Below are 13,553 nucleotides of genomic sequence, written 5' to 3'. Positions count from 1 at the left end.
CGGGATCGTCGTTGGGTGATGATGATATTATCCGGGTTGCGGAACTTATAAAATCCTTTATCGATAAAAAATGATCAGCTTATGGCTGATCATTTTTTGTATCATCAGCAATTAGTATCTGACAGGGAATCTCGAACCAAAAAGTACTGCCCCGGTTTATTTCGGAGATAACGCCGATTTTTCCGCCCATTTTTTCTACAATCGATTTACATATCGGTAATCCGAGACCTATGCCCTGAGTAAATGAATTGAGTTTTTCGAAACGTTCGAATATTTTGTCGATTTTATCAGGAGGTATTCCGGGACCGGTATCGGAAACGGATATTTTTATTCCATTAGGTTGAGTTTGATATGAAATCTCGATTGACCCTTGCGTTGTGTTTTTCAGTGCGTTTGATATGAAATTATTTAATATTTGTTTAATACGCATGATATCGAGCTCGACCCAAAAATCGTAGTCGGCTTTATGGAATATAATCTTTACCTGAGGAGGAGCCTGACTTGAAAATTCCTTGATACATTCTTCTATAAATTCAGAAAGATTAAACCAGGAAGGTATCAGTTCTAAGCTACCCGATTCGATTTTGGAGAGATCGAGTATATCGTCGATTAATTTAAGTAATAATTCATTATTGTGATTGATAAGTGCGTTATACTGTTCTTTTTCAGTTTGATCATCGGCATATAATAATAAATTGGAAAAACCGATGATCGCGTTTAACGGAGTGCGTATTTCGTGACTCATGCTGGCTAAAAAAGCAGATTTCAGACGATCTGATTCTTCGGCTTTATTTTTTGCATTGATGAGCATTTCTTCAGTAAGTTTCATTTCTGTAATATCATAGTTGATCGCGATGAGTTCTATAATATTATTTTGCGGATCGTAATTATTTACCAGTAAATTGACATGAGTCCAGGTATGTTTTCCATTTTTTCTGAGTACCCGTATCTCGTGGCTGAGTTTTTGGGCAGTTCCGTTTTTGGCTTCAGTGATGAAATTATTTAACACCTTACGATCAGTCGGGTGAACATGGGAATATATACCTACTATTTTATTCAGTGAAATTCCGTATCTTTCTCCTACATTCTTGTACCAACTTTTAGATGCGTGCCCTTTTTGAGAGAGGATATTAAAGTAAGCATATCCTACTTTCGAATAATTTCCTACGAGTTCAAAGAGTTTTTCAAATTCCAGAATTTTATTATAAACGACAGTTGATTCGGTTTTATCGGTATTAATCAGCAGGTAGTTCGAAGGTTGTTGATTTTCGTCATAAAGAGTAGTGACTTTTGTCATCAGATCGATCGTCCCTTTTTTCTTTTTTGTCTGGTAATATCCGTTTAATTTCGAAAAGTCGTACCGGAAAGTAAAGTCGGCATTTTCGTTATTTCTCAGTTTTTCTTTCATATCTTCGGGAAAAATGGGATTTTCGAAAATGTTTATGCCCAGTATGTCTTCTTTTTTCTTTAAATGGAATATGTCCAGTTCTTTGTCGTTCAAATCGATCAGGACACCGTTTATGTCGTATAATTCTAAACCTACGGGAAGATATTTATATATAGTATAAAGTATTCTTTCGTTTTTTTGCAAAGCTTGATAAGCCGATGCCATGTCTGGCCCGTCTTGGGTTTCGGCTATGCCGTAAACTATGGTCTTACCATTATTATCGATCTTTTGAAAACAAATTTTACTGCGTACCCATATAGGCCCTTTGAGGGTATCGAGAAGATATACGGCTTCTTTTGTATTTTGTAAATTAAAAGAATGAACCGTAGTAGGCCGTTGTTCTTCTTTTAAAATACGTTTATTAAAATCGGAGAAACTGATAATTCCGTCTTGTCCGAGATTCAGTAAATTGGATATGTATTGGGAACAGATGTAAATTTCATTTTCCAGATCGGCTTCCCACCAACCCATGTTGGCGTTAGTCATCAATTCTGAAAAAAAATCGAAATCAGGATGTTTTTCCATAGATAAGAATTTTATAATAATCAGGTGTCCGGTACCTCTGTTCTGGAGGATGTATATAAACGTGTCTTATGTTTATATGGATATGTTTTTTACGGGTTCTACCAACGCTCCCGGAATAGTTACCATTGCACAACCGAATGCTTCTATGCGGACAATGACTTTAAATTCACCCTTGCGTTGTATGAGTTCACCGGTAAGGCCTTGCAAAGAACCGCCGGTGACAATAACCCGATCGCCAATTTCTATATTTTCGTTGGTTATTTCAATCTCATGGTCGGAATATTCAACGAGGAAACGGAAGTCTTCTATTTGTTTATCGGGAATGATTGCAGCAGTAGAAGATCCTCTTAAACGTAAAAAAGTAACGACACCTGGTGTTTTTAATACTTGTAATTGTTCTGCACGGGATACTTTAACGAAGATCATCCCTGCGATTACAGGGATACGCACCTTCTGTTTCCGGTATTTCCACTGACGTATAATTGTTTGTATGGGAAGAAAATGTTCTATACCCTGAATCTCAAAACGTTCTTTTACTCTCTTCTCGGAACGTGAGGTAGTATATACGGCGTGCCAATATCGGGGGATATCTGTCATCTCATATTATTAGTTGATGCCAAAAATAATATTTATTTGTATGATTTCAAAATAGAATTTTATTCTTTAGATTTGTGTAAACCGGTTTATGGGAATAAAAAGAAACATTTTTTTAATGCTCGGTAAATATTATTAAATTTGTATCGTTAATAATTTAGACGGGGAATATATCATAAAAGATATGTTTCATGTATCCGGTTTTTATAACCTGACGAATAACATGGCAGAAAATAATCATATAGTTATTATGGCTGGTGGTATCGGAAGCCGTTTTTGGCCGATGAGTACACCCGAGAATCCTAAACAGTTTATCGATGTAACAGGTTGCGGACGAACTTTATTGCAACTGACTGCAGATCGTTTCGAAGGTATTGCTCCGATAGAAAATATGTGGGTGGTTACGTCTAAAAAATACTTTTCACTGGTGAGGGAACAGTTACCGAATCTTCCCGAATCGAACATATTACTGGAACCATGTATGCGTAATACGGCTCCCTGTATCGCTTATGTAAGTTGGAAAATTAAAAAACGCTTTCCCGATGCCAACATGGTGGTTACCGCCTCGGACCATATCGTTACCGATGTAAAAGAATTTCGCCGTGTTATACGTAAGTCACTCGATTTTACCGCAAGTCGTGATGCTATTCTTACATTGGGGATGAATCCGACCCGTCCGGAGACCGGTTATGGATATATTGCCGCTTTACCAGACGTGGTAGCTCCCGAGATACATCGGGTAGAATCGTTTCGTGAAAAACCCGATTTTGAAACTGCACAAGCTTATCTCGAGGCCGGTAATTATTTTTGGAACGCAGGACTTTTTATTTGGAATGTAAAAACCATAGAAAAGGCTTTTCGTACTTTCCAGCCCGACATGGCCTCTGCATTTGATAGGCTGAACGATGTATTTTTTACTTCGAAAGAGCAGGAATGCATTGATGAAATGTTTCCCGACTGTACTAAAATATCGATCGATTATGCTGTTATGGAAAAAGCGAAAGATATATATGTTTTTCCGGCTGATTTCGGATGGTCTGATTTGGGTACTTGGGGATCGTTACATACTTTATTGTCCCATGATGATGCAGAAAATGCAACAGTAGGGGACCAGGTGACTCTTATAGATTCGAAGAACTGCGTGGTACATGTCCCTGCGGGGAAAAGAGTAGTTATTCAGGGACTCGACGGTTATATTATTGCCGAAAAAGGCGATACATTGCTGATATGTAAGTTGGAAGAGGAACAGCATATAAAAGATTTCCTCAAATAATATATTAATAAATTTTATAAATATGGCAAATAAAGTTGCACTGATTACCGGTATTACGGGTCAGGACGGTTCTTTTCTTGCGGAGTTTCTGATTGAAAAGGGATATGATGTACATGGGATTATCCGTCGTTCTTCTTCTTTCAATACCGGTCGTATCGAACATTTGTACCTCGACGAGTGGGTGCGTGATATGAAGCAACGCCGATTGGTTAATCTGCATTACGGCGATATGACCGATTCGAGTTCTCTTATCCGCATTATACAGAGCATACAACCTGATGAAATATATAATTTAGCGGCGCAAAGTCATGTAAAAGTAAGTTTTGATGTGCCTGAATATACTGCCGAAACCGATGCTGTAGGAACTCTTCGGTTGCTGGAGGCTGTTAGAATTCTCGGGTTTGAGAAAAAAACGCGTATTTACCAGGCTTCTACCTCCGAATTATTTGGCAAAGTGCAGGAGATACCTCAGAAAGAAACAACTCCTTTTTATCCGCGTTCACCTTATGGAGTTGCTAAACAATACGGATTTTGGATTACCAAAAATTATCGGGAATCTTATGATATGTTTGCTGTGAACGGTATATTATTCAATCATGAAAGCGAACGGCGAGGTGAAAATTTTGTTACCCGTAAAATTACATTGGCTGCGGCACGCATTGTTTTGGGAATGCAGGATAAATTGTATCTGGGTAATCTCGATGCCAAACGCGATTGGGGATATGCTCGCGATTATATAGAATGTATGTGGTTGATGTTACAGCATGATAAACCCGAAGATTTTGTGATAGCTACCGGAGAAATGCATTCTGTGCGGGAATTTTGTACACTGGCATTTGCCGAAGCTGGTATCGATCTGAAATGGGAAGGTGAAGGTGTGGATGAAAAAGGAATCGATGTGAAAACCGGCCGTGTTCTGGTAGAGGTGGATCCTAAATATTTCAGGCCTTCGGATGTGGAGCAGTTATTGGGAGATCCTACCAAAGCTCGTACATTGTTGGGGTGGAATCCCCGTAAAACTTCTTTTGAAGATTTGGTACGTATAATGGTGGAATACGATATGAGATTTGTAAAAAATCTGGCACTCAGATCCGAAATATAGGAATGGAAAAGAATGCGAAAATATATGTTGCCGGTCATCATGGGCTTGTCGGATCGGCGATATGGAATAATCTGAAATCGAAAGGCTATACTTCTCTGATTGGTCGTACGCATAGCGAACTCGATCTACTCGATGGCGTGGCCGTACGAAATTTTTTTGATAAAGAACGGCCCGAATATGTTTTTCTTGCGGCTGCTTATGTAGGGGGAATTATGGCTAATAGTAAGTACCGGGCCGATTTCATTTATCGTAATTTGCAGATACAGCAGAATGTAATAGGAGAAAGTTTTCGCCATAATGTAAAGAAACTTCTTTTTTTGGGAAGTACCTGTATATATCCACGGGATGCAGAACAGCCGATGAAAGAAGATGCATTGCTTACTTCTCCGCTGGAGTATACCAATGAACCGTATGCTATTGCTAAAATAGCCGGGTTAAAAATGTGTGAGAGTTTCAATTTACAGTACGGGACTAATTACATTGCAGTAATGCCGACAAATTTATACGGGCCAAACGATAATTTCGACCTTGAACGAAGCCATGTGCTTCCGGCCATGATACGAAAAATACATTTGGGAAAATGTTTGTATGAAGGAAATTGGCCCGCTGTACGTCGAGATATGGATCTGCGACCTGTCGAAGGCATAAATGGAAAGAATACGAATGATGAAATTTTATTTGTGTTGAATAAATACGGTATAAATTCCGATAAAGTGGAACTTTGGGGTACCGGTAAACCTTTACGGGAATTTTTATGGAGTGAGGAAATGGCAGATGCTTCGGTCTTTGTGATGGAACATGTAAATTTTGATGATGTTAAGGGGGATAAAGCCGATATTCGAAATTGCCATATTAATATCGGAACGGGTAAAGAAGTTTCGATACGAGAGCTAGCTGAAATGATTGTGAATGCAATTGGTTATAAAGGAAAACTTGTATTCGATCCGCAGAAGCCGGACGGTACGATGCGTAAATTGACCGATGTGTCGAAATTACATCGTTTGGGATGGCATCATAAAATCGAGATCGATGATGGTGTAAAACGTATGTATGATTGGTATTTACAATCGGTAAAGTAAAAGCCTTCAGATAGATATGTTAAACCCGCGAAGATTCGATAAGATTCGCGGGTTTCTTTTTTTATTTTTTAATTATTGCCTGCGATTATCGTATTGCTGTATACGGCCCTTGTTCCTTCATGGCTTATCTCGTTGAGAAAAATATGATCGGGAATGATCGGTAAGGGTAAAAGAGGCCTGATTTTTTCATGGGCCGCCAACCTTTTTATCGCGCCACCGTCTCCGAAAACGATGCGGTCGGCAACGCCTGTCGTTTGGGTAAATAACTTTTGGAAAGTCGGATTCTTTAAGGATAAAAGTTTATTGTTTTTCAGGTCGTTCAGGTAATTATCGAGACTTTTCTCATTATTTCCGAGTAATAATCGTTTGCCGTCGATAGCCGTGTAGATAAAAGATTGAGTGGAATCGTTAAACATCACTTTTATTTTATTTTCCTGTTTATCGTATGCCGGTAATGAATCTGTAGAAATGATTGCTATTTTTTCGGTTACAGGTATAGAGTCTTTTGAGGTAAGATATATTGTTTGCAAACATTTTCCGGCTAATTGATTGAGGCTGGTATCGGTAACGGAGATATTTTTATCCGGAAAAAGATGATGTACTATTTCCTTAACAAAACATTTTTTGTATTGTATACCGGCAAATGTCCTTTCACTTAATTTATTGGCCGAGATATCTTCGGTTTCTTCTGTTTTAGATGGAGTGTTATTTAAGGGTGAACCGATATATCCGGATATCCAGAGATCGCCATTTTCTATCGATACGTCGCTGGACAGCCACCGGGAACTATCCGGAGATAGACCGATTGCCGAAAGATAGTTTACTCCCGGTTCGAGAAGAGTTAAACTACCTGATTTTTGGGCTGTCAGTAAAGCATTGTAAAAGCCGGGAAATTTTAGGGAAGGTTGTTGTAATATAAAATTGTCGATAGATCGTTTTAGTAGTTCGATATCGGTAGAAGCAGCGAAAACATTCATTTGTTTGAAACAGGAAATAAATTCACCGTTATTTAGCGGATATAGCCAGATATCATATCCACGGTAAGTTTGTTTTACCGGTTCGAAATCAATTTGTAAGGTTCTTTGTAAAATTTTTTTTTCGAGTGCGATTTCTTCTTCGAGCATAAACCACGCAATGCACGTCGGTTGCTCTTTTCCGTTAGTATATCCGCCGAGATATGAACGCCCTTTTTCGGAAGTTCGGGGAATATAATTGTAGAGATTGATTAAAATGTTTGCAAGAATATCACCATCGGGATATTTGTCGATAAGATTCTTTTTTATTAACGGGGTAAACAGATCGGAATATCCGTTTTTATCGTTGATGCCCACTAAAAAAAGATTCCCGTTAACTGGAATATAAGCAGAGATATCGGCATTTGCCGGTACAGGAGTGCTTTTGTCCGATAAATAAAACCACAATAGGGCAGCTATTATTACTGTTGTAATAACCGATATCGAAAAAATATATTTTGTTTTAGGTTTTTGAGCCATGTCCAAAAGTCGATTAATTATAATTGCAAAATTAGGGAATTAAATCAGAAAGTGAGGAAAGAATCACTTTAATCTTCGGCGTGTTTTTCTTTTAAAGGACAAGATTTTTTGTAAAAAATGATTACATTTGTTCCTAATATGGTAAGAGGGAGAAAATATCGAACTTTCCTCGGTTGTAAACGGATGATTAATAAAAATAAATACGACTTATGAAATTTATAGTATCAAGTACAGCTTTATTATCGCATCTTCAGGCGATAAGCCGGGTTATCAACTCTAAGAACTCGATGGCTATTCTCGATAATTTCCTTTTTCGTCTCGAAGGAAATAAACTTACGATGACTGCATCCGATCAGGAAACGACTATGGTAACCGATCTCGAGGTTATTGAAGCAGAGGGAGACGGTTTGTTTGCTGTTTCGGCAAAGATTTTACTCGAGCCTTTGAAAGAATTGCCCGATCAACCGTTGACTTTTGAAATAAACGATGAAAATCTGGAGATCTTCCTATATTTCCAGAACGGAAAATACAATTTTATCGGGGTAAATGGAGAAGAGTATCCACAAAAACAACCTCTTTCTTCCGATGCTAAAACATTTACAATCAGTTCTCAGATTTTATTAAACGGTATCAATCGCACGATTTTTGCTACTGCCGACGATGAGTTACGCCCTATTATGAACGGTATCTGTATCGATATTCACCCTGAAGATATTGTTTTTGTAGCCTCGGATAGTCATAAGCTGGTACGTTGTAAAAATGATGCGGTGCATGCAGGGCTTACGGCTTCATTTATTTTGCCTAAAAAACCGGCGAATTTATTGAAAAGTATTCTTCCGAAAGAGTCTGGCGATGTAACGATAACTTTTGATGATAAAAACGCATGCTTCACGCTTTCTAACTTTATTCTGAATTGTCGTTTGATAGAGGGTCGTTATCCTAATTATGCATCGGTAATTCCTCAGAATAATCCCAATCGTCTTATTGTGGACCGGGCCCAGTTCATGAATGTTCTCCGTCGTGTTTCGGTGTTCTCCAATCAGGCCAGCAATTTAGTTAAGCTTCAGTTACAGGATAATCAGATGCAGGTCTCGGCTCAGGATATCGATTTTTCAACTTCGGCAGAAGAAACCGTTTCTTGCAATTATACCGGTGATGCGATGGGAATAGGATTTAAATCTACCTATCTGATCGAAATACTCAACAATATCTCGTCACAAGAGGTTTCTATCGAGTTATCCGACCCTTCACGTGCCGGATTGATATTGCCGATCGAGAATCAGCCCAATGAAGATTTGCTGATGTTGTTGATGCCTATGATGCTTACCGATTTTTAATGTAGGAAAATAACCGAAAAAAATGCAGCTTAACCTGAAAAATCCGATCGTTTTTTTCGATCTGGAAACGACGGGTGTGAATATCGCAACGGATCACATCGTCGAGATAAGTTATCTTAAAGTATATCCTAACGGGAAAGAGGAGAGTAAAACTTTACGAATTAATCCGGGAGTGCCTATTCCCCCCGAATCGACAGCCGTACACAGGATATCCGACGAAGATGTCGCAGATTGTCCCACGTTTAAGGAAGTCGCTAAGAATATCGCTAAGGATATAGAGGGATGCGATCTTGCCGGTTTTAATTCGAATCGTTTCGATATTCCTTTATTGGTTGAGGAGCTTTTGAGGGCCGGTGTAGATATCGACCTTTCGAAGCGGAAACTGATCGATGTACAGACTATCTTCCATAAGATGGAACAGCGTACTTTATCGGCGGCTTATAAGTTTTATTGTAACCAAAGCCTCGAAAATGCTCATACGGCAGAAGCCGATACACGAGCGACTTATGAAGTTTTAAAGTCACAGCTCGATCGGTATCCCGATTTGGAGAATGATATGGGAAAACTTGCCGAATTTTCGACTCATAATAAAAATGCAGATTTTGCCGGTCGTATCGTTTATGATGATAATGGGGTAGAAATTTTTAATTTCGGTAAATACAAAGGCCGTTCTGTCGCTGAGGTATTTAAAACCGATATCGGGTATTACGGTTGGATGATGCAGGGTGATTTTACGTTGAATACGAAAAACGTAATTACGAATATAAAATTAAGGGAATTAAAAAAATAAATACGGAGAGGGATCCGCAGATGATGGGCCATATGTTTCTTGATGAGCAATACTGAGAAGAAACAGGGAATATCATTTGCGGATTTTTTGACCGAAAAAGTGTGCCGATATGATGAAAGGGAAAAAAATCGTGTTGGGTATAACCGGAAGCATAGCAGCTTATAAAGCGGCTTATCTTGTGCGTGCTTTGGTAAAAAAAGGGGCCGAAGTGCAGGTGGTTATGACACCTGCAGGAAAAGAATTTATCACGCCGGTAACGTTATCGGCTCTTACGGGGAAACCTGTAATCAGTGAATTTTTTACGGCTAATGACGGAACTTGGCATAGTCATGTCGATTTGGGTTTATGGGCCGATGCAATGGTCATTGCTCCGGCAACGGCCAGTACGATAGGAAAGATGGCGAATGGTATCGCCGATAATATGCTTATAACGACTTATCTGTCGAGTAAAGCCCCGGTATTTGTAGCTCCTGCGATGGACCTCGATATGTTTGCTCATCCTTCTACACGGCGGAATATCGACTTGTTGAAATCGTATGGAAATCATATTATCGAACCAGCAGAAGGTGAATTAGCCAGTCATTTGTGCGGCAAGGGCCGTATGGAAGAACCGGATCGTATCGTAACTGTACTTGAAGATTTTTTTTCGAAAAAAAAATCGCTTACAGGTGAAAAAATTGTAATAACAGCTGGTCCTACATACGAGAAAATAGATCCTGTACGTTTTATAGGTAATTATTCTTCGGGAAAGATGGGTTTTGCTCTTGCCGAAGAATGTGCCGAAAGAGGAGCGGAGGTTACGCTAATAGCGGGTCCGGTTTCTTTGAACTCCCATAATTCTTCGATTCGACGTGTCGATGTGGAAACGGCTGAAGAAATGTTTCGGGAAACAGTGGAAGCGTTTAAAAATGCATCGGTAGGAATTATGTGTGCTGCAGTAGCAGACTTTACACCTGCATCGACAGCGGATGTTAAAATAAAGCGGACTGGAGAGGAGTTGTCCATTGCATTGAAGCCTACCCGCGATATTGCTGCTGCTTTGGGTGAAATAAAGAAACCTGAACAAAAATTGATCGGTTTTGCATTGGAGACACACAACGAGGTATTTAATGCGCAGGAAAAAATGCGTAGGAAAAATCTCGATTTTATCGTCCTCAATTCATTACAGGATAAAGGAGCCGGTTTCAGGTGCGATACCAATAAGATAACGATTTTCGGTATCGATGGAGAAAAACGGGAGTATGAAATGAAATCGAAAGCTGCGGTAGCGGCAGATATCATAGATTTTCTCGAAGCGATAATGCATTGAACTATGTAAAAAATATTTATGCGACGATTTTTAATTATTATCTGTTTTTTATTAGGGGTGGTAACATGGCCTGTTCTTTCTCAGGAACTGAAATGCACTGTTCAGATCAACAGTGATAAGATTCAGGGAACTAATAAACAGGTTTTTAATACGTTGCAGCAGGCTATTACCGAGTATATCAATAATCGTAAATGGAGTGAAGCGCAGATATCCAATTCGGAGATGATCGAATGTAGTATGGTAATTACGGTGAATGAAGTAAATGATAACCGGTATAAATGTAACTTGCAAATACAGGCTAAAAGGCCGGTTTATAATGCTTCTTACACGACTACTACAATGAATTTTAAAGACAACGAGTTTGAATTCAATTATCAGGAGTTCGAGCCGTTGATATATAATGAAAATACGATTGAAAGCAATTTGACGGCTGTTCTCGATTTTTATTGTTATATGATTTTGGGTATCGATTTCGATAGTTTTTCGCCAAAAGGTGGAGATTATTTTTACCAAAAAGCCGAACATGTGGTAAATATGGGACAGTCTTCGATGGAGTCGGGATGGAAAGCATTTGATAATACCCGAAACCGGCATGCTTTAGTTACGGCGTTTACCGATCAGAGAACGGCTGTATTCAGAGAACTTTGGTATATGTATCACAGGCAGGGATTAGATGAGATGGCTTTAAGCGTGGATAAGGGACGAGCTAAAATAACTGAAGCCGTAAAAAAAATACAAGACCTTTATAGTGCTGCCTCCACTACGGTATTATTGCCTTTCTTCAGTGATACGAAACTCGATGAGTTGGTAAATATTTATTCGAAAGCACCAAAAGAGGAGAAAGAAGAAGTATATAAAGTTCTTAGCGGTATATATCCTACACAAGGAGCCCGTTTGCAGGAAATAAGAAAAGAAAAATAATAATCCCGTCTGCAATGATTAAAAAATTATCTATCCGTAATTTTGCCCTTATCGATTCTCTCGAAATCGATTTTTTTTCGGAATTTTCGGTTATAACCGGAGAGACAGGCGCGGGTAAATCGATTATTTTGGGAGCATTATCCCTTATATTGGGCCAAAGAGCCGATTCTCGTTCTGTAAAAGATGAAAATCATAAGGCTGTTATCGAAGGTATATTTGATATTTCGGCTTACGATATACATAATTTTTTCGATAAGAACGATCTCGAGTATGATGCCGGAAATTGCATATTGCGCCGCGAATTGCAGGCATCAGGTAAATCGAGAGCTTTTATTAATGATACTCCTGTATCGTTGGTACTGTTAAAAGAATTGGGAGAGAAACTGATCGATATTCATTCGCAGTATCAGAATCTTTTATTAGGAAACGATCGGTTTCAGTTACAGGTCGTGGATGTTTGGGGTAAAAACCGGGATTTGCTTAACCGGTATAGGCATGAATATGTATCTTATAAGTCGATGCAGAAAGAGTTGGAGCGTATGCGTGCCGAAACTGCAGCCAATAGGAAAGAGGAAGATTATTTGCGTTTCCAGTCGGAACAGCTTGAAGAGGCTCGGCTGGAAGAAGGAGAACAGGAAGTGTTAGAACAAGAGCAAGAATTGCTGGAGCATGCAGGAGAAATAAAAGGAGAATTGTATGCTCTCGGGCAATTGACTTCTGGGGAGGAAGCAGGAATTCTTCAGCAATTGAAATTTGCTTTATCGAGGTTGCAATCATTATCTAAATTATATCCCGATGCCGAAGAATTGGCTTCCCGTATTCAATCGGCATATATCGATCTGAAAGATGTATCGGCAGAGATTAATGATCGGGAAGAGTCGGTGATAATCGATCCCGAACGATTGCGATTTGTTCAGGAACGTCTCGATACGATATATCGTTTACAACAGAAGCATCAGGTAAAAACTGTTTCGGATTTGTTAGAAATAAAACAGTCGATCGATGACAAATTACAAGCAATCGATAATTCTGATGAAAATATCATTCGTTTAGAAAAAGAAATTGCTTTACGCTTAGAGAAATTGGATAAAATTGCAAAAGAGCTTTCTGTTAAAAGAGAAAAGGCTGCCATTGAATTTTCTACTTTATTGGTAGATAAGGCTTCCGGATTAGGAATGCCAAACTTAAGATTCGAAATAGAGCTGTTGCCGCATGATTTGTTGGATGAAAATGGAGCCGAGCAAGTACGCTTTCTTTTTTCTGCAAATAAAAATCAGTCGTTACAACCGGTATCTGATGTCGCTTCCGGGGGAGAGATTTCTCGTATAATGCTGTGCGTAAAATCTCTTATTGCCAGTGCGGTAGCATTACCTACTATTATTTTCGATGAAGTAGATACCGGTGTATCCGGGGAGATTGCCGATAAAATGGCGGGAATTATGCAGGAAATGGGTGACTATATGCAAGTTATAAGTATTACGCATTTGCCTCAGGTTGCTTCAAAAGGGAAGCATCACTATCGGGTATACAAAACAGATGACGAAAAAGGTACTGTAACTCAGATCGTACGATTAAATGAAAAAGAGCGTGTCGAAGAAGTGGCGCGTATGCTCAGCGGATCGCAACTTACGGATGAGGCTTTGAGTAATGCGAAGGTGCTTTTGGGTAAAAAATAAAGAACAG

At 39.1% G+C, this 13,553-nt stretch carries 11 protein-coding genes; 8 read left to right on the top strand and 3 right to left on the bottom strand.

Going from position 1 to position 13,553, the window contains the following annotated elements:
- Positions 1-79: 79 nt before the first annotated feature.
- A complete protein-coding gene (locus NMU02_RS08185; RefSeq protein ID WP_255027292.1) occupies positions 80-1,972 on the bottom strand; it encodes a sensor histidine kinase in 1,893 nt (630 codons plus the stop codon).
- 72 nt (positions 1,973-2,044) lie between these two features.
- A complete protein-coding gene (locus tag NMU02_RS08180) occupies positions 2,045-2,569 on the bottom strand; it encodes a UpxY family transcription antiterminator (RefSeq protein WP_255027291.1) in 525 nt (174 codons plus the stop codon).
- Between the two features lie 220 nt (positions 2,570-2,789).
- Here NMU02_RS08180 and NMU02_RS08175 point away from each other — a divergent pair, with 220 nt between their 5' ends.
- The 3 genes from NMU02_RS08175 to NMU02_RS08165 are packed head-to-tail and all read left to right on the top strand — an operon-like array spanning position 2,790 to position 6,020.
- Positions 2,790-3,839 (top strand): mannose-1-phosphate guanylyltransferase, encoded by a 1,050-nt coding sequence (locus NMU02_RS08175; RefSeq protein WP_255027290.1) that lies wholly within the window; start codon positions 2,790-2,792, stop codon positions 3,837-3,839.
- Between the two features lie 22 nt (positions 3,840-3,861).
- Positions 3,862-4,941 carry a GDP-mannose 4,6-dehydratase gene (gmd, locus tag NMU02_RS08170; protein WP_255027289.1) on the top strand — a complete coding sequence of 360 codons (1,080 nt, stop codon included), beginning with the start codon at positions 3,862-3,864 and terminating at the stop codon, positions 4,939-4,941.
- A 2-nt stretch (positions 4,942-4,943) separates the two neighbouring features.
- The gene (locus tag NMU02_RS08165) at positions 4,944-6,020 is read left to right on the top strand and encodes a GDP-L-fucose synthase family protein (protein WP_255027287.1); all 1,077 of its coding nucleotides are present in this window, start codon (positions 4,944-4,946) and stop codon (positions 6,018-6,020) included.
- Between the two features lie 68 nt (positions 6,021-6,088).
- Here the strand turns inward: NMU02_RS08165 and NMU02_RS08160 are convergent, their stop codons facing one another.
- Positions 6,089-7,513 carry a hypothetical protein gene (locus tag NMU02_RS08160; protein WP_255027286.1) on the bottom strand — a complete coding sequence of 475 codons (1,425 nt, stop codon included), beginning with the start codon at positions 7,511-7,513 and terminating at the stop codon, positions 6,089-6,091.
- Between the two features lie 209 nt (positions 7,514-7,722).
- On the opposite strand from NMU02_RS08160, the gene dnaN reads away from it, so the two are divergent.
- From dnaN to recN, 5 genes are all read left to right on the top strand, one after another.
- The gene (dnaN, locus tag NMU02_RS08155; RefSeq protein ID WP_255027284.1) at positions 7,723-8,850 is read left to right on the top strand and encodes a DNA polymerase III subunit beta; all 1,128 of its coding nucleotides are present in this window, start codon (positions 7,723-7,725) and stop codon (positions 8,848-8,850) included.
- Positions 8,851-8,872: 22 nt separating this feature from the next.
- The gene (locus NMU02_RS08150; protein ID WP_255027283.1) at positions 8,873-9,640 is read left to right on the top strand and encodes a 3'-5' exonuclease; all 768 of its coding nucleotides are present in this window, start codon (positions 8,873-8,875) and stop codon (positions 9,638-9,640) included.
- A 112-nt stretch (positions 9,641-9,752) separates the two neighbouring features.
- Complete coding sequence (gene coaBC, locus NMU02_RS08145) at positions 9,753-10,949, top strand: bifunctional phosphopantothenoylcysteine decarboxylase/phosphopantothenate--cysteine ligase CoaBC (RefSeq protein ID WP_255027307.1); 1,197 nt, start codon at positions 9,753-9,755, stop codon at positions 10,947-10,949.
- A gap of 18 nt (positions 10,950-10,967) precedes the next feature.
- Positions 10,968-11,870 (top strand): type IX secretion system protein PorD, encoded by a 903-nt coding sequence (gene porD / locus NMU02_RS08140; protein WP_255027282.1) that lies wholly within the window; start codon positions 10,968-10,970, stop codon positions 11,868-11,870.
- 14 nt (positions 11,871-11,884) lie between these two features.
- On the top strand, positions 11,885-13,546 hold the full coding sequence (recN, locus tag NMU02_RS08135) for a DNA repair protein RecN (protein ID WP_255027280.1): 1,662 nt from the start codon (positions 11,885-11,887) through the stop codon (positions 13,544-13,546).
- The last annotated feature ends 7 nt before the right edge of the window (positions 13,547-13,553 follow it).

Origin of the sequence: Coprobacter tertius (assembly GCF_024330105.1) — a bacterium.
GTDB classification, from domain to species: Bacteria; Bacteroidota; Bacteroidia; order Bacteroidales; family Coprobacteraceae; genus Coprobacter; species Coprobacter tertius.
This window is presented reverse-complemented; position numbering and strand designations above follow the sequence as displayed.

Bases quoted from the DNA above. Each gene is read 5' to 3' on its own strand.
- NMU02_RS08185 (WP_255027292.1), bottom strand. From the start codon at position 1,972: ATGGAAAAACATCCTGATTTCGATTTTTTTTCAGAATTGATGACTAAC.
- NMU02_RS08180 (WP_255027291.1), bottom strand. From the start codon at position 2,569: ATGACAGATATCCCCCGATATTGGCACGCCGTATATACTACCTCACGT.
- NMU02_RS08175 (WP_255027290.1), top strand. From the start codon at position 2,790: ATGGCAGAAAATAATCATATAGTTATTATGGCTGGTGGTATCGGAAGC.
- gmd (WP_255027289.1), top strand. From the start codon at position 3,862: ATGGCAAATAAAGTTGCACTGATTACCGGTATTACGGGTCAGGACGGT.
- NMU02_RS08165 (WP_255027287.1), top strand. From the start codon at position 4,944: ATGGAAAAGAATGCGAAAATATATGTTGCCGGTCATCATGGGCTTGTC.
- NMU02_RS08160 (WP_255027286.1), bottom strand. From the start codon at position 7,513: ATGGCTCAAAAACCTAAAACAAAATATATTTTTTCGATATCGGTTATT.
- dnaN (WP_255027284.1), top strand. From the start codon at position 7,723: ATGAAATTTATAGTATCAAGTACAGCTTTATTATCGCATCTTCAGGCG.
- NMU02_RS08150 (WP_255027283.1), top strand. From the start codon at position 8,873: ATGCAGCTTAACCTGAAAAATCCGATCGTTTTTTTCGATCTGGAAACG.
- coaBC (WP_255027307.1), top strand. From the start codon at position 9,753: ATGAAAGGGAAAAAAATCGTGTTGGGTATAACCGGAAGCATAGCAGCT.
- porD (WP_255027282.1), top strand. From the start codon at position 10,968: ATGCGACGATTTTTAATTATTATCTGTTTTTTATTAGGGGTGGTAACA.
- recN (WP_255027280.1), top strand. From the start codon at position 11,885: ATGATTAAAAAATTATCTATCCGTAATTTTGCCCTTATCGATTCTCTC.